Raw genomic sequence first — 24,428 nt, forward strand, 5'->3', positions numbered from 1 at the left:
TCCGTGAGCACTCTGGCCGCCGCCACCGATCCCAACCAGACCGTCCTGACCGGGGCGCTGCTGCTGGCGCTTCCGGTCGCCCTGCTCGGCGGGCTGGTCTCCTTCTTCTCCCCCTGTGTGCTGCCGCTGGTGCCCGGCTATATGTCGTATGTCACCGGGGTGACGGGGACGGATCTGGCAGAGGCCAAGCGCGGCCGGATGGTCGCGGGCGCCTCGCTCTTCGTGCTCGGCTTCACCGCGGTCTTCGTCTCCGGGGGCGCGCTCTTCGGCAACTTCGGCTGGACGCTCCAGGAGCACAAGGAGACCATCTCCAAGATTCTCGGGGTCATCACGGTCGTGATGGGCCTGGCCTTCATGGGGGTGCTGGGGGGCTTCGGGCAGCGGGAGTTCCGCTTTCACATCAAGCCCACGCTGGGGCTCGCGGGGGCGCCGGTGCTGGGCGCCCTGTTCGGCGTCGGCTGGACGCCGTGCCTGGGGCCGACGCTCACCGCCGTCAACGCCCTGGCGTTCAATGAGGCGAGCGCGGGGCGCGGGGCCCTGCTCACCGCCGCGTACTGCGTGGGGCTCGGGCTGCCCTTCGTGGCGGTCGCCGTGGCCTACCGCCGGGCGCTGGGTGCCTTCGGCTGGGTCAAGCGGCACTACGTCTGGGTGATGCGAGTCGGCGGCGGCATGCTCGTCGTCCTGGGAGTGCTGCTGCTCACAGGTATCTGGGACACCATGATGGGCTCCATGCAGACCTGGGCTCAGGGCTTCAACGTTGGGATCTGACTGATGTCCACCACCGATACCGACACCGCGGCCGGCCAGGAGGCGCCGCCCGAGAGCGGCGCGACCGCCGAGGAGCGCGAGCTCGGCGCCGCGGAGTCGCAGCTGTCCACCGCCCCGGCCGAGGAGATCAACATCCCCTCGCTGGGGCCGCTCGGCTGGGCCCGGTGGTTCTGGCGGCAGCTGACCTCGATGCGGGTCGCGCTGCTGCTGCTCCTTCTGCTCTCCCTCGGCACGATCCCCGGCTCGCTGGTCCCGCAGACCAGCATCGACCAGCTCAAGGTGCAGGACTTCCAGGAGCGGCACCCGACGCTCACGCCGATTTACGAGAAGCTGCAGCTGTTCCACGTCTACAGCTCGGTGTGGTTCTCGGCGATCTATCTCCTGCTGTTCATCTCCCTCATCGGCTGCATCGTGCCGCGCACCTGGCAGTTCATCGGCCAGCTGCGCGGCCGCCCGCCGGCCGCGCCCCGCCGGCTGACCCGGCTTCCCGCGTACACCACCTGGCGCAGTGAGGCCGAGCCGGAGCAGGTGCTCGAGGCCGCCCGGAAGATCATGAAGCGGCGTCGCTTCCGCATCCATGGCTCGGGTGACGCGGTGGCCGCGGAGAAGGGCTATCTGCGCGAGGTGGGCAATCTGCTCTTCCATATCGCGCTGATCGTGCTGCTGGTCTCCTTCGCCGCCGGCCAGTTGTGGAAGACCGAGGGCAGCACCCTGATCACCGAGGGCGGCGGCTTCTCCAACAGTGTCACCCAGTACGACGACATCAAGTCGGGGCAGCTGTTCAACAACGACGATCTCGCCCCCTTCGGCTTCCAGCTGGACCGCTTCACCGCGACCTATGAACGCAGCGGTCCGCAGATGCGCACCCCGCGGACCTTCCGCGCCGATGTGTCCTACTGGGACGGCGCGGACGGTGCCACCCGCAAGACCTCCATCGAGGTGAACGAGCCGCTGGAGATCTCGGGCTACAAGGTCTTCCTGCTGAACCACGGCTACTCGCCGGTCGTCACCATCCGGGACGGCAAGGGCAATGTGGCGCACCAGGGCCCGGTGGTCGGGCTGCCGATCGACGGGGCCAACCTCACCGAGAGCATGGTCATCAAGGTCCCGGACTACCGGGACAAGGACGGCAAGAAGGACCAGATCGGCTTCCAGGGGCAGTTCCTGCCGACCTGGGTGCGCAGCCAGGGCATGTTCTCCGTCTTCCCGGCGCTGGACAACCCGACGCTGGTCCTGACCGCCTATCACGGCAGCCTCGGCGTCGACGGCGGCACTCCGCAGAGCGTGTACCAGCTGGACAAGTCGCGGATGAAGCAGTTCATGGAGTCCGACGGCAAGACCAAGTTCGCCCGGGCGCTCAAGGTCGGCGACACCATGAAGCTGCCCAACGGCGCCGGAACGCTGTCGTTCGACGGCGTCAAGGAATGGGCCAGCTTCCAGATCTCGCACAAGCCGGGTGACCAAGGCGCCCTCATCGGAGCCGTCGCCGCCCTGGTGGGCCTGGCCGGCTCCCTGTTCATCCAGCGCCGCCGGGTGTGGGTGCGCGCGGTGAGGGGCGACGACGGCACCACCGTCGTCGAGATGGCGGGGCTCGGCCGCAGTGAGTACGCCAAGCTCCCCGAAGAACTCGCCGATCTGGCCGTCCGCCTGCAGACGGACGCACCTCCGGCCCCGGAAGCGGAACCCGATCCGGAGCCCGGCCCGGACTCCCCCGAGGAGCCCGGCAAGGACTCCACCAAGGACGCCACCAAGGACGCCGGTAAGGGCTCCTCCAAGGACCCGAGCAAGGACTCCGGCAAGGAATCCACCAAGGACTCCGCCTCGGAATCCGCATCCGACACCGCAGATCCCGCAGATCCTGCCGAAGGAGCGCGCGCGTGAACCTCGCCGCCGAAGTCAACGAGAACCTGGCTCATTACAGCAACGTGCTGATCTACTCGGCGATGGCGGTCTACACGCTCGCCTTCCTCGCGCATATCGCCGAGTGGGTGTTCGGCAGCCGCAGCGCCGTCGGCCGCACCGCCGCCGCGATCACCGCCGACGCCGCGGCCGCCCAGCGCGCCAAGGTGACGGTGCAGGTCGGCGGGCAGAGCGGCGGCACCGCCGTGCTGGAGCGACCGAAGATCGTCACCCGCTCCGCGGCGGGCAGCCGCGACGTGCCGGACGGGCCGGGTGCCGCGGGCGGCACCGAACAGGGCGATGTGTACGGCCGGATCGCGGTGGGCCTGACCGTACTGGCCTTCCTCTTTCATGCCGTGGGCGTCCTCTTCCGCGCGCTGTCGGTGCAGCGGGCGCCGTGGGGCAACATGTACGAGTTCTCCACGACCTTCGCCATGGTCGCGGTCGCCACATACCTCGTGCTGCTGGCGCTGAAGAAGAATGTGCGCTGGATCGGGCTGCCCCTCGTCACCACGGTCCTCCTCGACCTCGGTCTCGCCGTCTCTGTCTTGTACACCGACAGCGACCAGTTGGTTCCGGCCCTGCACTCGTACTGGCTGTGGATCCACGTCAGCTGCGCGATCGTCTCCGGCGCCTCGCTCTACATCGGGGCCGTCTCCACGCTGCTGTACCTCTTCCGCGACCGCTACGAGGCCCAGTTGGAGAACCCGGAGGGCAAGCAGTACGGCCGGTTCGCCAAGTCCGTTCTGGAGCGGGTGCCCTCGTCGGCGTCGCTGGACAAGTTCGCGTACCGCATCAACGCCACGATCTTCCCGCTGTGGACCTTCACGATCATCGCGGGCGCGATCTGGGCCGAGGCGGCCTGGGGCCGCTACTGGGGCTGGGACCCCAAGGAGGTCTGGTCCTTCATCACCTGGGTCGCCTACGCCTGTTACCTGCACGCCCGCGCCACCGCCGGCTGGAAGGGCCGCAAGGCCGCCTACCTCGCGCTGATCGCCTTCGGCTGCTACCTGTTCAACTACTACGGCGTCAACATCTTCATCACCGGCAAGCACTCCTACGCCGGGGTCTGACACCGGAACACGCCAACGGCCGGTGCCCGTGACCCAGGTCACGGGCACCGGCCGTGGTGCGTGCGGACAGCCCAGGCTGCCGCGTCAGGCCGTCCGACCCCTCCTCAGGACGCGGCCGGCGGCGGTGAGTCCTCGGGACCGGAGCCGGAACCGGAACCGGGTCCCTCGCCCTTGCGGCGCAGTTCCTCCTCGCGGCGACGGAGGTCGGCCTCCCAGTCCTTCAGGCGCTCTTCGTCGCTCTCCTCGTGGTCGCCGGGCGGGTCGGCCTGCGCGTCCCCGTCGTCCTTACGGCTCTTGTCGTTCAGGGACTTGAGGAACTCGGGATTGTCGTCCGGCGCGACCCACCCGCCCCCGCCGCCCGCGCTCCGGGCAGCGCCGCGTCCGCCGCCTCCGGCGACGGCACGCTTACGGCCCGCGATCAGCCAGGAGATGGAGCCCACGACGGGGAACAGCAGGACGAGGATCGCCCAGATGGGCTTGGGGATATAGCGGATGTCCTGTTCGTCGGTGGTGATGCAGTCGATGAACGCGTAGATGCTCAGTGCCAGCGGCACCAGGATCATCAGCACCCGTAGCATGAGGCGATTCCCCCTGCGTGTGGTGTTCGGGGCGGTGGCTCGGGCCCCCAGTTACGGGACCAGGGTAGTGCGTACCGGATACTGGGACGCATGGCTTATGACGATCTTCGTTCCTTTCTGCGGGCGCTCGACAAGGAAGGCGACCTCAAGAGGGTCAAGGCCGAAGTCGATCCGTATCTGGAGGTCGGGGAGATCGTCGACCGGGTCAACAAGGCCGGCGGCCCCGCGCTGCTCTTCGAGAACGTCAAGGGCTCGGCGATGCCGCTGGCCATGAATGTCTTCGGCACCGACCGCCGCCTCCTCAAGGCCCTCGGACTCCGCTCGTACGACGAGATCAGCGAGAAGATCGGCGGGCTGGTCAAACCCGAGCTGCCGCAGGGGTTCGGCGGCATGCGCGAGGCGTTCGGGAAGCTGGGCTCGATGGCCCATGTGCCGCCGAAGAAGGTGAAGGAGGCGCCCGTCCAGGAGGTGGTCCTCACCGGCGAGGACGTCGATCTGGACCAGCTTCCGGCGCTGTTCACCTGGCCCGAGGACGGCGGGTCGTTCTTCAACCTCGGCCTCACCCACACCAAGCACCCCGAGACCGGGGTGCGCAACCTCGGCCTCTACCGCCTCCAGCGCCATGACCGCCGCACCATCGGCATGCACTGGCAGATCCACAAGGACAGCCGCAACCACTACCAAGTGGCCGCCCGGCGCGGGGAGAAGCTCCCGGTGGCGGTCGCCTTCGGCGCACCGCCCGCCGTGACCTACGCCTCGACCGCGCCGCTGCCCGGCGATATCGACGAGTACCTCTTCGCGGGGTTCGTCCAGGGCCGGCGGGTCGAGATGGTCGATTGCAAGACGGTGCCGCTCCAGGTCCCGGCGGCCGCCGAGGTCGTCATCGAGGGCTGGCTGGAGCCCGGAAAGATGCTGCCGGAGGGCCCGTTCGGCGACCATACGGGCTTCTACACGCCCCAGGAGCCGTTCCCGGCCCTGACCATCGACTGTGTGACGATGCGGCGGCGGCCGCTGCTCCAGTCGATCGTGGTGGGCCGTCCGCCGACCGAGGACGGACCGCTGGGGCGGGCGACCGAGCGGTTCTTCCTCCCGCTGCTCAAGATCATCATCCCGGACATCGTGGACTACCACCTCCCCGAGTCCGGAGGATTCCACAACTGCGCGATCGTCTCGATCGACAAGAAGTACCCCAAGCATGCGCAGAAGGTGATGCACGCCATCTGGGGCGCCCACATGATGTCGCTCACCAAGCTGATCGTCGTGGTCGACGCCGACTGCGATGTACACGATTTGCACGAGGTCTCCTGGCGCGCCCTCGGGAACACCGACTACGGCCGCGATCTGACCGTGGTCGATGGCCCCGTCGACCACCTCGACCACGCCTCGTACCAGCAGTTCTGGGGCGGCAAGGCAGGCATCGACGCCACCGCGAAATGGCCCGAGGAGGGCTATACGCGCGACGGCGGATGGCCGCGCATGGTCATGTCCGACCCGGAGATCGCCGATCGGGTGACAAAGCGATGGAAGGAGTACGGGCTGTGAGCGCCGATTCCGCAACCTCCGATCTCTTCGGCCCCGAACCGGCGCCGCCCGGCCGGGTCCGCGCCTTTCTGCGGCTGGTGATGATCGAGCACTCGGTTTTCGCGCTGCCCTTCGCCTACACGGCCGCGCTGACCGCGATGCATCTGTGGGACGGCACCGTCCACTGGACGCGGCTGCTGCTGATCACGGTCGCCATGGTGGGCATGCGCACCTTCGCGATGGCCTGCAACCGGATCATCGACCGCGAGATCGACGCCCGTAATCCGCGCACCGCAGGCCGTGAGCTGGTCACCGGCGCCGTGTCGGTGCGCACCGCCTGGACCGGCGCGCTCATCGCGCTCGCCGTGTTCCTGGGCGCGGCGGCGCTCCTGGGCCCGCTCTGCCTGGCGCTGGCGCCGTTCGCGGTGGTGCCGATGGTGGTCTATCCGTACGGCAAGCGGTTCACCGACTATCCGCACGCCATCCTGGGGCTGGCCCAGGCCATCGGCCCGGTGGGCGCCTGGATCGGGGTCACCGGCGAGTGGTCGTGGGACGCGGTGATCCTCGGGCTCGCGATCGGCATCTGGATCGGCGGCTTCGACCTGATCTACGCCTGCCAGGACGTGGCGGCGGACCGGGCGCACGGGGTGCGGTCGGTGCCGGCCCGCTTCGGCATCGCGGGCGCCCTGTACGGGGCGCGCGTCTGCCATGTGGTCACCACGGCCCTGCTGGTCTGGTACGCGCTGGCCACGGACGCCGGGGCGTTCTTCTGGGTGGGGCTGGTGATCGTCGCGGTGGCGTTCGGGTACGAGCACACCATCGTGCGGCCCGGCGATCTGTCCCGGCTGAACCGCGCCTTCTTCACGGTCAACGGCTTCATCGGGATCGCCCTCTTCGCCTGCGCGCTCCTGGACCTCGTGGTGCGGGGCCTCAGCCTGTGAGACCCGCCGGATAGGCTCGGTGACGTGGAGACGCCGCACGAGCCTTACGGACCGCACGAGCCGTACGGGCCGCACGAAGAAGTGAGCCGGCGCCGTCCCTGGGTGGTCGGTGTGTCCGGCGCGTCCGGGACGCCGTACGCCGCCTCGGTGCTGCGCGCGCTGCTGGCGGCGGGGGAGGCCGTCGACCTCGTGGTCAGCAGGGCCTCACGGCTGACGCTGCTGGACGAGACGGGGATCGGGTTCCGGGATGCCCACTGGCGCGAGGATCTGCGCCGCTGGCTGGCGCGGGGCGCGGACGGCAGACCCGACGTCTTCGAGGTGCCCGCCGCGGTCGCGGACGTGGCCCACTGGGCGGCCGGGGACCTGGCGGCCGGGCCGTCCTCCGGCTCGTACCCGACCAAGGGGATGCTGATCGTCCCGGCGAGCACCGCGTGCGTGGCCGGGGTGGCGCTCGGGCTGTCGAAGGACCTGCTCCAGCGGGCCGCGAGCGTCACGCTCAAGGAACGGCGCAAGCTCGTGGTGGCGGTGCGCGAAACGCCGCTGAACGGGCAGACCCTCAAGGCTCTGGTGTCGCTGGACGAGGCGGGCGCGGTGGTGCTGCCCGCCTCGCCGGCGTTCTACGCGGGGGCGACGCACATCCAGGATCTGGTGGACTTTGTCGCGGGGCGGGTGCTGGACGCGGCGGGGGTGCCGCACAAGCTGTACCGCCGGTGGGAGGGGGAGCTCGGTGGGGACCGGGACCGGGGAACGGCCTAGGGGCGCCCGCCCTAGCGGGTCCAGCGCCTCCTGGTGCGCGCGGCCCGGGCCGCGACGACGGCCGCGCGGCGGGCCGCACGGGAGACGGGCCGGTCGGTGGCATGGGCTGCACGCGAGCGGTTGGCCAGGTCCCGCAGCTCGAGCATGCGGGCCTCTAGACCCTCGATCGTGTACACGGTGAGTCTCATCTCCTGAGGACAGGTTGATCGCCTGAAAGATTTACAGGACTTGTGGTCCTGATGCCTTAGATTCTACATGTAATCTCGCTCAATCTCTGAATAATGGAAGGCGTACGTGCTTATGGACGCGGTGGACAGGCAGCTCATCCAGGCCCTGCGGGAGAACGGCCGGGCCTCGTACGCGGAGCTGGGCAGGCTGGTCGGCCTCTCCGGGCCCAGCGTCACGGACCGGATCAACCGCCTGGAGGCCGCCGGGGTGATCACCGGTTATCGCGCGACCGTCGACGCCGCCTCCCTCGGACTGGGCGTCACCGCCCTGATCGGCATCCAGCTCTCGGACGCCACCGACCACGAGGAGGTGGCCCACCGGATGCGCGAGCTCGCCGAGATCGAGGACTGCTGGTTCATCGCGGGCGACGACTCCTACATGCTCAAGGTGCGCGCCTCCGACGTGGACGGCCTGGAGCGGACCATCCGCCGGCTCTCCGGCACCAAGGGCGTCTCCCGCACCCGCACCACGATCGTGCTCTCCACCAAGTGGGAGAACCGGGTCGGCGAGCTTCCCGAGGACATCGAGGCGTAGTCTCGGCGAAGGCTGACATCAGCAGACGTATTGGGAGGCGACCGGGGTGACGGGGACCACACACGACGCGGGTTTCAAGCGGGAGTTGGAAGAGAAGGTCCGCGCGGGCGAGCGGCTCTCGCGGGAGGACGGCATCGCCCTCTACGAGTCCGACGACCTGGCCTGGCTGGGCGGTCTCGCCCATGAGGTGCGCACCCGTAAGAACGGCGACGTCGTGCACTTCAACGTCAACCGCCACCTCAACATGACGAACGTGTGCACCGCGTCGTGCGCGTACTGCTCCTTCCAGCGCAAGCCCGGCGAGAAGGACGCCTACACGATGCGCATCGAGGAGGCCGTCCGCCTCGCGAAGGCGATGGAGAACGAGAACCTCACCGAGCTCCACATCGTCAACGGCCTGCACCCGACCCTTCCCTGGCGCTACTATCCGCGCTCGCTCAAGGCGCTCAAGGAAGCCCTGCCGCAGGTCTCGCTCAAGGCGTTCACCGCCACCGAGATCCACCACTTCGAGAAGATCTCCGGCATGCCGGCCTCGGAGATCCTCGACGAGCTGATCGACGCCGGACTGGAGTCGCTCACCGGCGGCGGCGCCGAGATCTTCGACTGGGAGATCCGGCAGCACATCGTCGACCACGAAACCCACTGGGAGGACTGGTCGCGCATCCACCGGCTCGCGCACGAGAAGGGGCTCAAGACCCCCTGCACGATGCTCTACGGGCATATCGAGGAGCCCCGCCACCGGGTGGACCACGTGCTGCGCCTGCGTGAGCTCCAGGACGAGACCGGCGGCTTCCAGGTCTTCATCCCGCTGCGCTACCAGCACGACTTCGTGGACATGAAGGACGGCAAGATCCGCAACCGTCTTCAGGCCCGCACCACCATGGCGACCGGCGCCGAGGCGCTGAAGACCTTCGCCGTCTCGCGGCTGCTGTTCGACAACGTGCCGCACGTCAAGGTCTTCTGGGTGATGCACGGCGTGCAGACCGCACAGCTCGCGCTCAACCACGGCGCGGACGACATGGACGGCTCGGTCGTCGAGTACAAGATCACTCACGACGCCGACTCCTACGGGACGCCCAACAAGCTCACCCGCGACGACCTGCTCGAGCTGATCCGGGACGCCGGCTTCCGGCCGGTGGAGCGGAACACCCGCTACGAGATCATCCGCGAGTTCGAGGGCCCGGACGCGGCCCGCCGCGAGTCCCCGCAGCCGATGCGGGTGTGACCCGTCCTGCCCACCGCCCGGCGGCCGCTGTCTGACGGCCGCCGAGCGGGGCACTCGGGGGCCATGGCCGGTACGAAGAGCCCCGAGGACGCGTACACCGCCGCCCCCTTCGTCCCGGACGGCGCCGACCTGGGCGCGCTCCGGGAGGCGGCGGCCGGGTGCCGCGGCTGCCCGCTGCACCGCGACACCACGCAGACGGTCTTCGGCGCCGGCGACCCGGGCGCCCGGGCCATGCTCGTGGGCGAGCAGCCGGGCGACCAGGAGGACCGGCAGGGCAAGCCCTTCGTGGGACCGGCCGGCAAGGTCCTCGACCGGGCCCTGGCCGAGGCCGGGATCGACCCGGACGAGACGTACATCACCAACGCCGTCAAGCACTTCAAGTTCACCCACGTCCCCGAGCGCGGCAAGCGGCGCATCCACAAGCCGCCCAGCCTGCGCGAGCTCGCCGCCTGCGGACCCTGGCTGGAGGCCGAGGTGGAGCTGATCGGGCCCGAGGTGATCGTGGCGCTCGGCGCCACGGCCGGGAAGGCGCTGCTCGGCTCGTCGTTCCGGGTGACCAAAGAGCGTGGGACGCAGCTGGAGGGCGACGCGTCGGGACCGGCGCACGGCGCCCTGATCGTCCCCACGATCCACCCCTCCGCGGTGCTGCGGGCCGATGACCGGGAGGCGGTGTACGAGGGGCTGGTGGCGGATCTGAGGGTCGCGGCGGAGGTGCTCGGCTGAGCGAGCGGCCAGGGCGTCGCGTACCGAAGCCCCGGGAGCCCCGGCCGCCGTCGTGTAAGGGGCCTGAGGCGCGTGAGCCACTGACAGTCCCGGTGGGTATCGTCGGCCGCATGTCCCTGCGCTTTGAACTCGACCCCGAGGCCACCCCCGAGCTGCTCGACTCCGTCTGCGCCCTCTGGGCCGACGTCTCGAACGCGGGCGGCGCCGTCGGCTTCGTACCGCCCGTGGCCAAGGACGACATACGCCCCGATCTGCTCAAGCACCTCGCCGCGATGACGGAGGGCCGGACCCGCCTGCTCATCGGCCGCGACGAGGACGGCGCGGTGGCCGCCACCGCGTTCTTCACCTTCAACGTCCACCGGCTGATGCGCCACTGGTGCTGGCTCTACACCGTGATGGTGCACCCCTCCCACCAGGGCAAGGGATATGGCCGCGCCCTTATGGCCGCCGCCGAGGACGCCGCGCGCGATATGGACGGCATCCGGGGGATACGGCTCACCTGCCGCGGCGGCACCGGGGCGGACCGCTTCTACGAGGCGTGCGGCTACAAGGAGGTCGGGCGGGTGCCCGGCGCGATCAGGGTCGCGGACGACGACTTCCGGGACGACATCACCATGTGGCTGCCGCTGAATTGATCAGAAACCGGCCGTGGTTCACTGGGAGGACAGTTTCTCCCGGCGCAAGCTCCGGCAGAACGCCCAGCAGAACTCCCAGGAGAGAGGACGAGTCGTGTCCTTCACGCCGAGTGCCATGTTCCGCTACACCCTCATGCGCTTGGGAATCTTCGTCGGCTCGTTCCTGGCCATCTGGGGCTTGGTCTACGTCCGGGTGCTGCCCTCCGGCCTCGGCAGCTCCAACCTCTTCTGGGTGGCGCTGCTCGCGCTGGTCGTCTCCGCGCCGCTCAGCTGGGTGATGCTGCGCAGGCAGCGGGACGCCGTGGCCGTCCAGGTCGCCGAGAAGGTGGACCGCGCCAAGGAGCGGCTGGCGGCGAACCAGAGCCAGGAGGACGGCGTCTGACCCGCGCCGGACTGTAACCCTCCTCACACCACCCCACACACTCCACCGACGCCCCTTGTGCCAGCTTCCGTTGGCACAGGGGGCGTTGATGTCTTTCGGTCCCTCAGGGGCCGTCAGGAGCCCACAGAAGCCGCCAGAAGTCAAAGATTTCCTTTGGGTTCCCCAAAGCGGCGGTGTTAATGTACTTGTCATGAAGACAGCAGCCGCGCCCCTCATCTCCGCGAGCGTTCCGCTCGTGGCGCGCCTGCACATCGATCTTTGCCGCTGCCTGTCCGCGGCCTGTCGTCGCCGCTGATCGACCTCACGCACAGCGGCCGGAGATCCCGTACGGACTCCTGGCTTTCTCCCGCCCTCTTACCTCCACCGGAGTGTGTCCGTTGTCGTCCGCCCTCAAGGCGTCCCCCCAGGGGCCGTCGTCCTTCCGCCTGCCCAAGGTGCCCTTCTGGGCGCAGATCCTGCTGGGCCTCGTCCTCGGTGTGGTGCTGGGCTGGATCGCCCGCAGCGGTGATGTCGGCTGGCTGGTCACCACGCTCGACAAGATCGGCTCGATCTTCGTCCAGCTGCTGAAGCTGGCCGTCGCCCCGCTGGTGTTCTTCGCGATCCTGATCTCGATCACCAATCTGCGGAACGTCAACAACGCCGCCCGGCTGGCGACCCGCACCCTGCTGTGGTTCATGGCCACCTCGCTCATAGCCGTCGCCATCGGCCTCGCGATCGGCCTGATCACCAACCCGGGCGCCGGCACCGATCTGACCCCCAAGGACGGCGCCAAGCCCGACCACGCGGGCTCCTGGCTGGACTTCCTCACCGGGATCGTGCCGACCGACGTCATCACCCCGTTCACCGAGCTGAACGTCCTGCAGATCGTCTTCATCGCCGCCGTCGCGGGCGTCGCGGCCCTCCAGCTCGGCGAGAAGGCCCAGCCGATCCTCACCCTGAGCCAGTCGGTGCTCGACCTGCTCCAGAAGGCCCTGTGGTGGGTCATCCGCCTCGCCCCGCTGGGCACCCTCGGCCTCATCGGCACCGCCATCGCCGACTACGGCTGGAACCTGATCGGCAAGTACGCGACCTTCACCGCCGACATCTACATCGGCTGCGCACTGGTGATGTTCGGCGTCTACCCGCTACTGCTCGCGACGGTCGCCAAGGTCAACCCCCTGAGCTTCTTCAAGGGCGCCTGGCCCGCCATCCAGCTCGCCTTCGTCTCCCGCTCCTCGGTCGGCACCATGCCACTGACCCAGAAGGTCACCGAGCGGCTGGGCGTCCCCAAGGAGTACGCCTCCTTCGCGGTGCCCTTCGGCTCGACGACGAAGATGGACGGCTGCGCCTCGATCTACCCGGCGATCGCCGCGATCTTCATCGCCCAGATCTTCGACGTCCACCTCGGCATCGGCGACTACCTCCTGATCGCCTTCGTCTCGGTCATCGGCTCCGCCGCCACCGCCGGCCTTACGGGCGCCACGGTCATGCTGACCCTGACCCTCTCCACCCTGGGCCTCCCCCTGGAGGGCGTCGGCCTGCTGATGGCCATCGACCCGGTGCTGGACATGATGCGGACCGCCACGAACGTGGCCGGCCAGGCGCTGATCCCGGTGATCGTCTCGGCCCGCGAGAAGATCCTCGACCACGAGGCGTACGCCCACGCGAGCGCCTCCCCGCTGGACGAGCGCGACGAGCCCGAGCGCCAGCTGGCCGCCGCGTAACCCCTGACCGGCGCCAAAGCGGTGCCCCCGGACCTCATGAGGTCCGGGGGCACCGCGCTGTTCACCCGCCCGCCGTGGCCTCCAGACCGACGATGGCCACCACCAGCAGGAGCAGGAAGAAGATCCGGGCCGGGGTGACCGGTTCCTGGAAGAGGATCATGCCCAGCAGTGCGGTGCCGACCGCGCCGATGCCGACCCAGACGCCGTAGGCCGTGCCGATGGGCAGGCTCTTCACCGCCACGCTCAGCAGCCCCATGCTCACGATCAGACCGGCGACGGTGAACACGCTGGGCCACAGCCGGGTGAAGCCGTCGCTCAGCTTCATGCCGATCGACCAGCAGATTTCGAACAGTCCGGCGGTGAGCAGCAGGACCCATGCCATGACGGCACCTCCGTGAAGTCTCTCGTTACGGGGTGCGTCGTCTTTGCGGGGCCCGGTACGGCGCGTCTCGTCGGGTTGTTTTCGACCGTAGCAAACCCCGGCGTCAGGCGATCGGGCCGGTGAGGAGGGGCAGGGCCCGGGTGAGCTCGCGCTCCCAGTAGGGCCAGGTGTGGGTGCCGGGGCCGTAGAGGTGGGCGGTGACGGCCAGGCCGTGGGCGCGGGCGCGGCGCACATAGCGCTGGGCCATCTCGCCGAGGCCGCGCTCCAGGGTGTCCTCGGGGCGGTCCGGAGGGTCGAGGGGGCCGGGGGTGCCGTTGCCGCAGGCGACGTAGAGCGGATAGCCGCGGGGGAGCCGGGAGATGAGGGCGTACGGGTTGTGGGCGTCCCAGAGCGCGGACTGGGCGGCGGGGTCTCCCCACAGTGCCGTCGGGTCGGCGCCCTGGCCCGTAAGGATGCCTTGGACGCCGGTGGGGTCCAAGGCGGTGTGGATGACACCGCTGAAGGACGCCGCCGCACGGAACAGGCGAGGGTGGCGGGCGGCGTAGGACAGGGCGCCGAAGCCGCCCATGGACAGGCCGGCGATGGCCCGGCGGCCGTTGGCCCGTAGGGCGCGCTCCAGGAGGGGGCGCAGCTCGGCCAGGTGGAAGGTCTCCCAGGCGGGCGGGCCGTAGTGGCCGCCGTTCCACCAGTTGGAGTAGAAGCCGACGGGGCCGCCCTCGGGGGAGACGATCAGGGCCGGGGTGCCGGCGGTGATGGCCTCGACATCGGTGTTGAGGGTCCACGCCTCCCAGCCGGGGCCCGGGTCGCAGCAGCCGTGGAGCAGATAGAGGACGGGCCAGCGGTGGTGGGGCCGGCGGTCGTAGCCGGTGGGGAGGAGGACGCGGGCATGGCCCTCGCGGCCCAGGGCGGGGGAGTCGATCGTCAGGTCGAGGACGCGCTCGCTGACGCGGTCCGCGGCGATGAGGCGCGCGCGGGCGGGCGTCCGGCGTCCGGCAGCTTCCGGGGGACGGGCCTTCGAGGAGCCGGGCTCCGGGGAGCGGGCTTCGGCGGTGGTCGTCAGGAGCGGTGCGGCGGCCAGCGCGGTGAGTGCGGCGACGGCTCTGCGGCGGTTCGGCATCGTTCGTTCTCCTTCGCGGCGCTGCGTACGGAGCTGAACGGGGCACGGTGCATGGTCAGTTGAAACTTTGATGTCGGCGGGCGGCCGTGGCAAGAGCGCCGACAGTGGTCCCACGTAGGCTTACTCGCGATATGTGTGCGGGGGCACGATCGAAGGGGGCGGCCTGGGTGGGCGGGGCGACGGGGAGCAAGCGCGTACCACGGGCGGTGCGGGAGCAGCAGATGCTGGACGCGGGGGTGCGGGCCTTCGCGCGCAGCGGCTATCAGAACGCCTCGATGGACGATATCGCCGAGCTGGCCGGGGTTTCCAAACCGTTGGTCTATCTCTATCTCAACTCCAAGGAGGAGTTGTTCACGGCGTGCATACGGCGGGAGACCGCGGCGCTGGTGACCGCGGTGCGCGCCGCCGTGGAGCGGGACGCGCCCGCCGACCGGCAGTTGTGGAGCGGGCTGAGCGGCTTCTTCGCCCATGCGGCCGAACATCCCGACGGCTGGGCGCTGTTGCATGTGCAGGCCCGTACGCATGGGCAGCCGCACGCGCGCGAAGTGGCCGCGATGCGGGCGGAGATCGTGGAGTTCGTGACGCAGTTGATAGGTGCGGCGGCACGGGAGCACGCCCGCGGCGGGGCGCGCGCCCGGACCCTCGCGGGCACCGAGGTGTCCGGGCTCGCGCACGCGCTGGTGGGCGCGGCCGAGTCGCTCGCGGACTGGGCGGGGGACGGGAGAGCGGGCGGGCACTCGGCCAAGGAGGCCGCGGCCACCCTGATGAATTTCGCCTGGGCCGGGCTGGGGAGTTTGCTCCAGGGGACGGGATGGTCGCCCGATCGGGTCGGGTGAGATGTGGGTCGACTGAGGCGTGGATCGGCTGAGGTGTGGGTCGGTGTGGCGTCGGGCGGGCCTTGGGCCGTCGGGCGGGCGTCAGGCGGTGCAGTTGCCCCGTGTCGGCTCGTCCGCCAGCCGTCCGGCCATCCAGTCCAGGGCCGCCGGGATCCCGGTCAGCGCCGTGGTGACATGGTCGAGCGGATAGTCCTGCCACTCCACCGGCACGCCCCGGGCGCACCAGCGGGAGCGCAGCGCCTCGCCGACCCGGTACGGGATCAGCTCGTCCACCAGGCCCTGGTAGAGGTAGACGGGGCGGTCCGGGGAGCGGGTGCCCAAGTACGACGATCGCAGCGCGAGTTGCCAGGCCGGGCCGGCGAGCGGGTCCCTTACGGTCACCTCGGACAGGTGCTGGAAGAGCCCGGCGATGGTGCTGAGGGCCACGCAGTTCCGCTTCATGAAGTCCACATAGCCGCGGCCCCGGTCGTTGAGGTACGCGTCGAGCCGCAGCGCGGGGAAGGCCGCGTCCTGTCCGGTGAGTGCCATAAGGGCGAGCCCGGCGCCGGCTCCGCCGTCGTTGTAGTCGAGCGTCGTGGGGAGATCGGCGGGCACGCCTCCGGCGACCGTGCCCTTCAGCCGCAGCTCGGGGGCGTACGAGGCGTGCAGTTCGGCGGCCCAGCCGGCCGCCTGGCCGCCCTGGGAGTAGCCCATGATGCCGACGGGAGCGTCCGGTGAGAGCCCGGCCTCCGGAAGGCCCTGGGCGGCGCGCGCCGCGTCCAGGACGGCATGGCCCTCGGACCGGCCGGCCGTATAGGTGTGGTCGCCCGGGGTGCCCAGCCCCTCGTAGTCGGTGACGGCGACGGCCCAGCCGCGGCGCAGCGCGAGGTCGATGAGCTGGGCCTCGATCGAGGTGCCCTGCGGGAACCGGCCGGAGACCGCGCAGTCATCGGAGAGGCCGACGGCGCCGATGCCCCAGGTGAGGAGCGGCCGGGGGCCCTGTTTGCCGTCGTCGGGGACGATGACCGTGCCGGAGACGACGTCGGGGCGGCCGGTGGCGGTGGTCGAGCGGTAGGTGATGTGCCACGCCCTGGTCGCGGTCGGCACCCCGGGCTGGGTACGGAAGGCCGTGGGGGCGGAGGTGACGATGTCACCGGGTCTGCCGGTGCCGGCGGCCGGGGCGCCCGATATGGCCGCGGCGGCGGGTGGCGCCGAGGCCAGGGCCAGTGCGGCGAGGGTGGCGAGCACGGTGGTGCGGATGCGCATACGGCTCTCCCAACGGTGCGGGCAGTGCGCTCTGGTGGTGCCGAGTCGCTGTGGGAGGACCGTAAGGACGGGCGGAATGTCTGTGGCTGACCGTGGCGCTCAGATTTGCTGACTCCATGTCTCATGTCGGTATGCGCCCGGAGTTGACCCGGTCCAGCGCCGGAACGCCCGGTGGAACGCCGTGTCCTCGGAGAAGCCCAGCCGTGCGGCCAGATCGGCGATGGGCTCGACCCCCGCGGCCAGGCTGCTGACCGCCTCGTCACGCCGCACGGTGTCCTTGAGCTCCTGGAAGGACGTGCCCTCCTCGCGCAGCCGCCGCCGCAGCGTCGCCGGGCTGACCGCCAGCCGGGCGGCCACCTCGGGTAGCTCCGGAAGCCGCGTGGTGCGCCGGCCGCGTGGGCTCATCGCCGGGCCGCCGCGCGCCCGTAGCGCCCCGGTGAGCGCGCGCCGCACCTGCTCGGCCACGGTCGTCCCGTAAGCGCGGCGGCTGAGCAGCCCGGCGGGCGCGTGCCGCAGCAGCGTCTGGAGCGTGGACTCGTCCTGGACGACGGGGGCGGTCAGCCAGCGGCGGTCGAAACCGGCCGCGGTGCGCGGTGCGCCGAAGCGGGGCGGGCAGCCGAAGAGCGGCTCGTAGTCGTCGGCGTACGGGGGCGGGGAATAGGCGAACTGGGCCCACAGCAGCGGGATTCGGCGCCCGATCAGCCAGCCGGCGAGCCGGTGCCAGATGAGCATGAGCCATTCGGCCACGATGTGGTTCTCGGCCGCCGTAAGGCCGTCCGCATGCGGGCCCAGCCCGCCGCGCAGGGCGAACACCGCCTCCCGGCCACGGTCCGCGCCACGCTCCAGGGCCAGATTGGGTCCGCCGGGGAACAGCCGGTAGAAGCGGGCCCCGCGCTCCACCGCCGTGCCGAGGTCGGGGCAGCCCAGCGAGGCGTAGCACATCATCGCGAAGGTGCCGGGGCGGCTGCGGGTGGTCCCCAGCCCCAGGAACTCATCCCCGGTGGCCCGGTGCAGGGCGCGCACCAGCCGGGCGAACTGCTCGGGGGAGACGCGGGCGCGGTCGTCGGTGAGCAGCAGCGGGGGTATCCGGGCCCGTTGCAGCAGGGGAACGGTGTCGAGGCCGAGCCGCTGCGCACCGCGCAGCGCGGCCCGTACATGGTGCACCGTCACCGTCCGCCGCCCGCGCCCCATGGTCAAAACCGTAAGCCCGATCGGGCCGTTGCGTCAGCGGTGCGTCGTTGGTCCCCTACACGGCGTGAGCACCATAAGGGCGGCGCGAACCCCTTCAGGAGGCGTGCGCGCCGTGAGTTGAGGACGGCGTGGGCGTCCCACGGATGACGTGATCGCCTTGCGGGCTATCCTCGACGGCTCGGACGGACCTGTGAGAGCGGTGAGGGACATGACCACTACCCGGCGGCCCGCGACAGCCGATTGGCTCGGTCTCGAGCCCCATCCGGAGGGCGGCTGGTACCGGGAGACCTGGCGCAGCGATGTCACGGTGCGGCCGCCGGGGTACGAGGGCGAGCGTGCGTCCGCCACGGCGATCTACTTCCTGCTGACTCCCGGTGAGGAGTCCCGCTGGCATGTGGTGCGCTCGGCCGAGCTGTGGCTGTGGCACAGCGGCGGCCCGCTGCGGCTCCGGCTGGGCGGCACGGGCGACGGCCCGGAGGCGGCCCCCACGGAGCTGGTCCTGGGCCCCGATATCGCCTCCGGTCAGCGGCCTCAGGTCGTCGTCCCGCCGGGCACCTGGCAGTCGGCCCGTCCGGCGGCGGACGAGGAGGTCCTGGTGAGCTGTGTGGTCTCCCCGGGCTTCGACTTCGCCGACTTCCGCCTGCTGGAGGACTGACCGTCCCCGCGAGGCTCCGGGAAAGGCAGAAAGACAGAAAGGGCGGAGAGGGGGCGGAAAGGCAGGAGCCCCGCTTCCCCGCCAGGCGGGGAGCAGGGCTCCTTAGGTGGTGCTGCTGGATCAGACGGCGCTGACGTTCTCCGCCTGGGGGCCCTTCGGACCCTGAGTGACGTCGAAGGTCACGGCCTGGTTCTCCTCAAGAGAACGGAAGCCGGTCGCGTTGATCGCGGAGTAGTGAACGAAGACATCGGGGCCGCCGCCGTCTTGGGCGATGAAGCCGAAGCCCTTCTCGGCGTTGAACCACTTGACGGTTCCGGTAGCCATAAGCCCTCCTTGGGCCAAAGGGTTGCCCTGCTCCAGAACCTGCAAGAAGTCTGAAAACTACAAAAGCCCGCGGTTACATGCTCCGCAGGCTCTGTACTGCAAGGAAACCAAACTGCAACTTGCGGCGAGCCTAGCACGCTCCGTGTGCACGAGGAAAGAGCCGAAGATCACGAAAACGAGGGGTTTCCCTGGCTTCCAGGATGGATAAGATCGCAGGTCGAGCGCTTACCGGTCAGTCAGCGCAAGGTGGGCCGACCACCCCGCCGCCATTCCAGGGGGCGAGCGGGGCTAGCCTCCGAGACGTGGACAATTCACCGAGTTCCCCCTCGCGGAGTACCCAGGACGCCTCCGAAAGCATCAGGCCCCCTGTCGGTCATCGGCTCAGCCGGCCAAAAGTGGGGCACATCCAGTACCTCAATTGCATGCCGTTGTACTGGGGCCTCGCCAGGACCGGATCCCTCCTGGATTTCGAGCTCACCAAGGCATCTCCCGACGCCCTGAACGACCTGCTGGTCCGTGGCGATCTCGACATCGGCCCGATCAGCCTGGTGGAGTATCTGCGCAATGCGGACGATCTCGTCGCGCTCCCCGACATCGCGGTGGGCTGCGACGGGCCCGTGATGTCCTGCGTGATCGTCTCGCAGGTGCCGCTGGAGCAGCTGAACGGGGCGCGCATCGCACTCGGTTCCGCCTCGCGCACCTCCGTACGCCTGGCTCAGCTGCTGCTCGCCGAGCGGTACGGGCTCACTCCCGACTACTACACCTGCCCGCCCGACCTCAGCCTGATGATGCAGGAGGCCGAGGCGGCGGTGCTGATCGGCGACGCCGCGCTGCGGGCCAATCTCCACGACGCGCCCCGGCTGGGCCTCCAGGTCCACGACCTGGGGCAGATGTGGAAGGAGTGGACCGGGCTCCCCTTTGTCTTCGCGGTGTGGGCGGCCCGCCGCGAGTACCTGGAGCGGGAGCCGGAGATCGTCCGGGGCGTGCACCAGGCGTTCCTGGAGTCGCGGAACCTCTCCCTGGAGGAGGTCGGCAAGGTCGCCGAGCAGGCGGCGCGCTGGGAGCAGCTCGAGGCGCCGGTGCTGGAGCGCTACTTCACCACCCTCGACTTCAGCCTCGGTGCGGAGCAGCTGCGGGGCATCGCGGAGTTCGCCCGCCTTACGGGTCCGACGACGGGATACCCGGCGGACGTCCGGGTCGATCTGCTGACCTGACCTGAGTCGACCTGACCTGACCTTCCGGACCGCACCGACCTGCGTGGATGGCGGGAACACCCCCTAAGCTGGATCGGCGCACGGAGGGGGAGGCAACGCGATGGATCCGCTGGGAGCGGACGATCCGCAGGTCATCGGCGCGTACCGGCTGCTCGGACGGCTCGGTTCGGGCGGGATGGGCCGGGTCTTTGTGGGACGCAGCGCGGGCGGGCGCACGGTAGCGGTGAAAGTTGTGCACGCCCATTTCGCGCTGGACGAGGAGTTCCGCGCCCGCTTCCGGCGCGAGGTCGACGCCGCGCGCCGGGTCGGCGGCGCCTTCACCGCACCGGTCCTGGACGCCGACCCGGAGGCGCCCATTCCGTGGGTGGCCACCGGCTATGTGGCGGGCCCTCCGCTCAACCAGGCCGTGTCCGACGAGGGGCCGTTGCCCGAGTCGGCGGTGCGGGCCCTGGGCGCGGGGCTCGCCGAGGCCCTGGCCGCGGTGCACGCCCTCGGCCTGGTCCACCGCGACGTCAAGCCGTCCAATGTGCTGCTCGCGCTCGACGGTCCGCGGCTGATCGACTTCGGCATCGCCCGGGCCACCGAGGGCACGGTGTCGCTGACCTCGACCGGCGCCTCCATCGGCTCGCCCGGCTATATGGCGCCCGAGCAGATCCTGGGCGAGGGCGTCGAGGGCGCGGCCGATGTCTTCTCCCTGGGCGCGGTGCTGGCGTACGCCGCGACCGGCAAGCCGCCGTTCCCGGGCGACACTTCGGCCGCACTGCTCTACAAGGTGGTGCACGACGAGCCCAAGCTCGGCCCCGAGCTGTCGGGCGACCTGCGCGATCTGGTCGCCGCGTGCCTCGCCAAGAACCCGGCCGACCGCCCCACCCCCGAGCGGATCGTGCGGCGCCTCGCCCCGGAGGACGGCGCCTCGGGGCTCGCACGGCCGGGCTGGCTGCCGGGGGCGCTGGTCGAGCGGGTGAGCCGGCAGGTGGTGGAGCTGCTCGACCTGGAGGCGGAGGCCGTGGCCCTGCCGCCGGTGGCCGAGCCGCCCGCCATAGGGCCGTCCGCCATAGGGCCGTCCGCCATAGGGCCGTCCGCCATAGGGCCGTCCTCGGCCGAGCCGTCGGCCACGGCGCCACCCGCCGCCGAGCCCTCCACCACCCGGCCGCCCGCCGAGGACTCCCCGACCCCGCCGCCCGCCCCGGCCCCGGTCTCACCCCTGCTGGGCGCCTTCGGCCCGCCCGACCCGTCGTACGCCAACGGGCTGCCCCCGCAGGACCAGCCGGCCCGGTCTCCGCTCCCCTCCCCGCCGTCCCCGCCGTCGGCGAAACCGGGCGGCCGCAGTGTCGCGCTCTCCGCCGCCGTCGGCGGTAAGAAGCGCCCCAAGGCGCTGAGCTGCACGCTGGTGCTGTCCGTCGCGGGTGCGCTGGCCGTCGCGACGACCGCCGCCGTGCTCTTCAAGGTGCTGCCCGGCGGCTCCGCCGACAGCAACGACCAGGGCGCCGCGGACCCCCGCCCCTCCGCCACCGAGCGGAACCCGGGAGACGGAGCTTCTGACGGCTCCGGGAAGGGTGCCGTGCCCAAGGCGTTCCTCGGCACCTGGCAGGGCGATCTGACCTCCGACTCGGGCATCCCGGTGGGCACCTTGACCATCACCTTCCGGCAGGGGCGGACCGGGCAGGACGTCGCCAGCGGCCGGGTCAAGCTGTCGGTGCTGCGCTGCGACAGCACCTGGAAGCTGGTCTCGGCGGCCCCGAAACAACTCCACCTCGACGCGCGCCTGAAGGGGGCCGAGCCCCAGCAGGGGTGCAGCGACGCCTCGACGGACGAGCAGTTCACCCTCACCTCCGACGGCGCGCTCAGCTACAAGGCGAAGGACGAGCAGGCGGGTGACCCCACGGGCACGCTGCGCAAGCTCGAATGAGCGGGGGCGGGTGCACTGATGTGCCCGCCACGTACTCGTACTGGCGTACAGGCGCTGGCGTACGCTGGGTCGGTCCACCCATAAACCTCCGAAAGGTACGCCCCGGTGACCGCAAACGCAGAGGTGCAGGTAGTCCTCGACCGCGCCGCCGACGGGGGTCGGATCACCCCACAAGAGGCGCTCGACCTTTACCGCTCGGCTCCGCTGCACGCGCTGGGGGCCGCCGCCGACGCGGTCCGGCGCCGTCGCTACGCGGGCACCGAGCACATCGCGACGTACATCATCGAACGGAACATCAACTACACCAACGTCTGCGTCACGGCGTGCAAGTTCTGCGCCTTCTACGCCGCGCCGAAGGACACGGCGAAGGGCTGGAGCCGCGATCTCGACGACATCCTGCGGCGCTGCGCGGAGACCGTCGAGCTGGGCGGCACGCAGATCATGTTCCAGGGCGGCCACCACCCGGACTACGGGGTGGAGTACTACGAGAAGCACTTCTCGGCCATCAAGAAGGCGTTCCCGCAGCTGGTGATCCACTCGCTGGGGGCGTCCGAGGTCGAGCACATGGCGCGGATCTCGGGCGTCTCGGCCGAGGAGGCCATCCGCCGTATCCACGCGGCCGGTCTCGACTCCTTCGCGGGCGCGGGCGCCGAGCTGCTGCCCGAGCGGCCGCGCAAGGCCATCGCACCGCTCAAGGAGTCCGGTGAGCGCTGGCTGGAGATCATGGAGATCGCCCACAACCTCGGCGTGGAGTCCACCTCCACCATGCTGATGGGCACCGGCGAGACCAACGCCGAGCGGATCGAGCACCTCCGCATGATCCGCGATGTGCAGGACCGTACGGGCGGCTTCCGCGCCTTCATCCCGTACACCTACCAGCCCGAGAACAACCATCTGAAGGGCCAGACGCAGGCGACCGTCTTCGAGTACCTGCGGATGATCGCCATCGCCCGGCTCTTCCTCGACAACGTCGCCCATATCCAGGGTTCCTGGCTGACCGTCGGCAAGGAGGCCGGCCAGCTCGCCCTGCACTACGGGGCGGACGACCTCGGCTCGGTGATGCTGGAGGAGAACGTGGTCTCCTCGGCGGGCGCCCGCCACCGCTCCAACCGGATGGAGCTGCTCCACCTCATCCGCGCGGCCGGCCGGGTCCCCGCACAGCGCGCGACGACGTACGAGCACCTGGTGGTGCACGACGACCCGGCGAACGACCCGGTCGACGACCACGTCGTCTCGCATCTGTCCTCGACGGCGATCGACGGTGGCACGGCCCACCCCGAGCTGACGGTGATCCAGGCGTCCTGATGCTCACGCTCCACGCGGCGCCCGTCGTCCGTTACACCCCCGACGACGCGGCGCCGCTGCACGACGCCGCCGTCGCGGTCGACGGCGACCGCATCGCGGCCATCGGCCCCCTGGAAGAGCTGCGGCGGACCTATCCGCGGGCCCGGGTGCGGGAGTGGCCCGGGGCGCTCGGCCCGGCCCTCGTCCACGAGGGCCCGGTGCCGGACGCGCCCAGCCCGCGGGAGCGGATCCACGCCCTGCTGCGGCGCGGCGCGACCGCCGTCCTCGCACACCACCTCGGTGACACCGAGCTGCGCGCGGCCGCCCACCGGGGCGGTATCACCGTCCTGGACCGGCCGCGGCCGCCCGTCCTCGCCCCGGCGGGCCGCGCGGACCTGGCCGTCTTCGACGCGGACGGCGCGTGCCTGGCCACGGTGGTGGCGGGGCGGCTGGTGCACCGGCGCCGCTGAGGCACGCCGGGCCCCGGGCGGGGGCGCGGGGTGCGGGAGGTGAACAATGGGGTCGTGAGCCGAGCATCCCTGGACAAGCAGCCGCACGAAGTTGCCGCCATGTTCGACGGCGTGGCGGCCAAATACGACCTCACCAACGATGTGCTGTCGCTCGGGCAGGCCCGGCTGTGGCGCAAGGCGGTCGCCCGGGCCGTGGACGCGCGCGCCGGTGAGCGGGTGCTCGACCTCGCCGCCGGTACGGGGACGTCCTCGCTGCCCTTCCAGGCGGCGGGCGCGTACGTGGTGCCGTGCGACTTCTCGCTCGGGATGCTCCGGGAGGGCAAGAAGCGCCATCCGCGGCTGCCCCTGACGGCGGGCGACGCGACCCGGCTGCCCTTCGCGGACGGGGTCTTCGACGCCGTCACGATCTCCTTCGGGCTGCGCAACATCCAGGACACGCAGGGGGCGCTGCGCGAGATGCTGCGGGTGACCCGGCCCGGCGGACGGGTCGTCATCTGCGAGTTCAGCCACCCCACATGGGAGCCGTTCCGCACGGTCTACAGCGAGTATCTGATGCGCGCGCTGCCGCCGATCGCCACGTCGGTCAGCAGCAACCCGGACGCGTATGTCTACCTCGCCGAGTCCATCCGCGTCTGGCCGGACCAGCCCCGTCTCGCCGCCCGGCTGCGGTCGGCGGGCTGGGAGCGGCCGGCCTGGCGCAACCTCACCGGCGGCGTGGTGGCCCTCCACCGGGCGTACAAGCCGTAAGGCGGCCACGATGCGGCATACGAGCCGTAAGGCGGCCGTACAAGCCGTAAGGCGGCCACGGGCGGTCACCGGCAGGGCCGCGGGGGAC

General features: G+C 70.7%; 26 protein-coding genes and 1 riboswitch. Of the genes, 19 read left to right on the forward strand and 7 right to left on the reverse strand.

Going from position 1 to position 24,428, the window contains the following annotated elements:
• Nucleotides 1–3: 3 nt before the first annotated feature.
• The 3 genes from ACFYOY_RS42110 to ccsB are packed head-to-tail and all read left to right on the forward strand — an operon-like array spanning nucleotide 4 to nucleotide 3,740.
• Nucleotides 4–768: a cytochrome c biogenesis CcdA family protein gene (locus ACFYOY_RS42110; protein ID WP_388593081.1), complete on the forward strand. Its 765-nt coding sequence runs from the start codon at nucleotides 4–6 to the stop codon at nucleotides 766–768.
• A 3-nt stretch (nucleotides 769–771) separates the two neighbouring features.
• Nucleotides 772–2,649, forward strand: a complete 1,878-nt coding sequence (locus tag ACFYOY_RS42115; RefSeq protein ID WP_351900903.1) for a cytochrome c biogenesis protein ResB — start codon at nucleotides 772–774, stop codon at nucleotides 2,647–2,649.
• Complete coding sequence (gene ccsB, locus ACFYOY_RS42120) at nucleotides 2,646–3,740, forward strand: c-type cytochrome biogenesis protein CcsB (protein WP_351900901.1); 1,095 nt, start codon at nucleotides 2,646–2,648, stop codon at nucleotides 3,738–3,740. Before ACFYOY_RS42115 ends, ccsB begins: the two co-directional genes overlap by 4 nt.
• Before the next feature lie 104 nt (nucleotides 3,741–3,844).
• On the opposite strand, the gene ACFYOY_RS42125 is transcribed toward ccsB, so the two are convergent.
• Entirely contained in the window at nucleotides 3,845–4,318 is a 474-nt protein-coding gene (locus ACFYOY_RS42125; RefSeq protein ID WP_351900899.1) for a PLD nuclease N-terminal domain-containing protein, read from the reverse strand.
• A gap of 90 nt (nucleotides 4,319–4,408) precedes the next feature.
• On the opposite strand from ACFYOY_RS42125, the gene ACFYOY_RS42130 reads away from it, so the two are divergent.
• The 3 genes from ACFYOY_RS42130 (at nucleotide 4,409) to ACFYOY_RS42140 (ending at nucleotide 7,536) form a co-directional block, all read left to right on the forward strand.
• Nucleotides 4,409–5,860, forward strand: a complete 1,452-nt coding sequence (locus ACFYOY_RS42130) for a menaquinone biosynthesis decarboxylase (protein ID WP_351900898.1) — start codon at nucleotides 4,409–4,411, stop codon at nucleotides 5,858–5,860.
• Nucleotides 5,857–6,780, forward strand: coding sequence for a menaquinone biosynthesis prenyltransferase MqnP (mqnP, locus tag ACFYOY_RS42135; protein ID WP_351900897.1), 924 nt, complete (start codon nucleotides 5,857–5,859; stop codon nucleotides 6,778–6,780). The genes ACFYOY_RS42130 and mqnP overlap by 4 nt, the downstream gene beginning before the upstream one ends.
• Before the next feature lie 81 nt (nucleotides 6,781–6,861).
• On the forward strand, nucleotides 6,862–7,536 hold the full coding sequence (locus ACFYOY_RS42140) for a UbiX family flavin prenyltransferase (protein WP_351900990.1): 675 nt from the start codon (nucleotides 6,862–6,864) through the stop codon (nucleotides 7,534–7,536).
• A gap of 11 nt (nucleotides 7,537–7,547) precedes the next feature.
• On the opposite strand, the gene ACFYOY_RS42145 is transcribed toward ACFYOY_RS42140, so the two are convergent.
• Nucleotides 7,548–7,724: a hypothetical protein gene (locus ACFYOY_RS42145; RefSeq protein ID WP_165449181.1), complete on the reverse strand. Its 177-nt coding sequence runs from the start codon at nucleotides 7,722–7,724 to the stop codon at nucleotides 7,548–7,550.
• Between the two features lie 112 nt (nucleotides 7,725–7,836).
• Between ACFYOY_RS42145 and ACFYOY_RS42150 the strand changes: the two genes are divergently transcribed.
• From ACFYOY_RS42150 to ACFYOY_RS42175, 6 genes are all read left to right on the forward strand, one after another.
• Nucleotides 7,837–8,298: an Lrp/AsnC family transcriptional regulator gene (locus ACFYOY_RS42150; protein WP_014054040.1), complete on the forward strand. Its 462-nt coding sequence runs from the start codon at nucleotides 7,837–7,839 to the stop codon at nucleotides 8,296–8,298.
• Between the two features lie 46 nt (nucleotides 8,299–8,344).
• Nucleotides 8,345–9,523 carry an aminofutalosine synthase MqnE gene (gene mqnE, locus ACFYOY_RS42155; RefSeq protein ID WP_078642837.1) on the forward strand — a complete coding sequence of 393 codons (1,179 nt, stop codon included), beginning with the start codon at nucleotides 8,345–8,347 and terminating at the stop codon, nucleotides 9,521–9,523.
• Between the two features lie 63 nt (nucleotides 9,524–9,586).
• The gene (locus ACFYOY_RS42160) at nucleotides 9,587–10,246 is read left to right on the forward strand and encodes a UdgX family uracil-DNA binding protein (protein WP_351900893.1); all 660 of its coding nucleotides are present in this window, start codon (nucleotides 9,587–9,589) and stop codon (nucleotides 10,244–10,246) included.
• 110 nt (nucleotides 10,247–10,356) lie between these two features.
• Nucleotides 10,357–10,881: a GNAT family N-acetyltransferase gene (locus ACFYOY_RS42165; RefSeq protein ID WP_351900891.1), complete on the forward strand. Its 525-nt coding sequence runs from the start codon at nucleotides 10,357–10,359 to the stop codon at nucleotides 10,879–10,881.
• Nucleotides 10,882–10,996: 115 nt separating this feature from the next.
• Nucleotides 10,997–11,263 (forward strand): DUF4229 domain-containing protein, encoded by a 267-nt coding sequence (locus ACFYOY_RS42170; protein ID WP_078642838.1) that lies wholly within the window; start codon nucleotides 10,997–10,999, stop codon nucleotides 11,261–11,263.
• Between the two features lie 377 nt (nucleotides 11,264–11,640).
• Nucleotides 11,641–12,966: a dicarboxylate/amino acid:cation symporter gene (locus tag ACFYOY_RS42175; RefSeq protein ID WP_351900889.1), complete on the forward strand. Its 1,326-nt coding sequence runs from the start codon at nucleotides 11,641–11,643 to the stop codon at nucleotides 12,964–12,966.
• Between the two features lie 61 nt (nucleotides 12,967–13,027).
• On the opposite strand, the gene ACFYOY_RS42180 is transcribed toward ACFYOY_RS42175, so the two are convergent.
• On the reverse strand, nucleotides 13,028–13,348 hold the full coding sequence (locus ACFYOY_RS42180; protein ID WP_351900887.1) for a multidrug efflux SMR transporter: 321 nt from the start codon (nucleotides 13,346–13,348) through the stop codon (nucleotides 13,028–13,030).
• 31 nt (nucleotides 13,349–13,379) lie between these two features.
• A riboswitch (guanidine-III (ykkC-III) riboswitch) is annotated at nucleotides 13,380–13,449 on the reverse strand.
• A gap of 2 nt (nucleotides 13,450–13,451) precedes the next feature.
• Nucleotides 13,452–14,465: an alpha/beta hydrolase gene (locus tag ACFYOY_RS42185; RefSeq protein WP_388593089.1), complete on the reverse strand. Its 1,014-nt coding sequence runs from the start codon at nucleotides 14,463–14,465 to the stop codon at nucleotides 13,452–13,454.
• A gap of 221 nt (nucleotides 14,466–14,686) precedes the next feature.
• Between ACFYOY_RS42185 and ACFYOY_RS42190 the strand changes: the two genes are divergently transcribed.
• Nucleotides 14,687–15,301 carry a TetR/AcrR family transcriptional regulator gene (locus tag ACFYOY_RS42190; RefSeq protein ID WP_351900987.1) on the forward strand — a complete coding sequence of 205 codons (615 nt, stop codon included), beginning with the start codon at nucleotides 14,687–14,689 and terminating at the stop codon, nucleotides 15,299–15,301.
• 81 nt (nucleotides 15,302–15,382) lie between these two features.
• Here the strand turns inward: ACFYOY_RS42190 and ACFYOY_RS42195 are convergent, their stop codons facing one another.
• Nucleotides 15,383–16,546 (reverse strand): lipase family protein, encoded by a 1,164-nt coding sequence (locus tag ACFYOY_RS42195; protein ID WP_351900883.1) that lies wholly within the window; start codon nucleotides 16,544–16,546, stop codon nucleotides 15,383–15,385.
• A gap of 99 nt (nucleotides 16,547–16,645) precedes the next feature.
• Complete coding sequence (locus ACFYOY_RS42200; RefSeq protein WP_351900881.1) at nucleotides 16,646–17,737, reverse strand: AraC family transcriptional regulator; 1,092 nt, start codon at nucleotides 17,735–17,737, stop codon at nucleotides 16,646–16,648.
• A 208-nt stretch (nucleotides 17,738–17,945) separates the two neighbouring features.
• Here ACFYOY_RS42200 and ACFYOY_RS42205 point away from each other — a divergent pair, with 208 nt between their 5' ends.
• Nucleotides 17,946–18,392: a cupin domain-containing protein gene (locus ACFYOY_RS42205; protein ID WP_351900879.1), complete on the forward strand. Its 447-nt coding sequence runs from the start codon at nucleotides 17,946–17,948 to the stop codon at nucleotides 18,390–18,392.
• A gap of 120 nt (nucleotides 18,393–18,512) precedes the next feature.
• On the opposite strand, the gene ACFYOY_RS42210 is transcribed toward ACFYOY_RS42205, so the two are convergent.
• The gene (locus ACFYOY_RS42210; RefSeq protein ID WP_030834854.1) at nucleotides 18,513–18,716 is read right to left on the reverse strand and encodes a cold-shock protein; all 204 of its coding nucleotides are present in this window, start codon (nucleotides 18,714–18,716) and stop codon (nucleotides 18,513–18,515) included.
• A gap of 356 nt (nucleotides 18,717–19,072) precedes the next feature.
• On the opposite strand from ACFYOY_RS42210, the gene ACFYOY_RS42215 reads away from it, so the two are divergent.
• From ACFYOY_RS42215 to ACFYOY_RS42235, 5 genes are all read left to right on the forward strand, one after another.
• Nucleotides 19,073–19,930 (forward strand): menaquinone biosynthesis protein, encoded by an 858-nt coding sequence (locus ACFYOY_RS42215; protein WP_351900985.1) that lies wholly within the window; start codon nucleotides 19,073–19,075, stop codon nucleotides 19,928–19,930.
• A gap of 100 nt (nucleotides 19,931–20,030) precedes the next feature.
• The gene (locus ACFYOY_RS42220) at nucleotides 20,031–21,839 is read left to right on the forward strand and encodes a protein kinase (protein ID WP_388593094.1); all 1,809 of its coding nucleotides are present in this window, start codon (nucleotides 20,031–20,033) and stop codon (nucleotides 21,837–21,839) included.
• 105 nt (nucleotides 21,840–21,944) lie between these two features.
• A complete protein-coding gene (gene mqnC / locus ACFYOY_RS42225; RefSeq protein ID WP_078642848.1) occupies nucleotides 21,945–23,144 on the forward strand; it encodes a cyclic dehypoxanthinyl futalosine synthase in 1,200 nt (399 codons plus the stop codon).
• Entirely contained in the window at nucleotides 23,144–23,593 is a 450-nt protein-coding gene (locus ACFYOY_RS42230) for a hypothetical protein (protein ID WP_351900875.1), read from the forward strand. Before mqnC ends, ACFYOY_RS42230 begins: the two co-directional genes overlap by 1 nt.
• Nucleotides 23,594–23,647: 54 nt before the next feature.
• Nucleotides 23,648–24,340 carry a demethylmenaquinone methyltransferase gene (locus ACFYOY_RS42235; RefSeq protein WP_351900873.1) on the forward strand — a complete coding sequence of 231 codons (693 nt, stop codon included), beginning with the start codon at nucleotides 23,648–23,650 and terminating at the stop codon, nucleotides 24,338–24,340.
• Nucleotides 24,341–24,428: the final 88 nt, after the last annotated feature.

The sequence above is a fragment of the Streptomyces sp. NPDC007875 genome (genome assembly GCF_042868035.1).
Classification (GTDB): Bacteria; Actinomycetota; Actinomycetes; order Streptomycetales; family Streptomycetaceae; genus Streptomyces; species Streptomyces antimycoticus.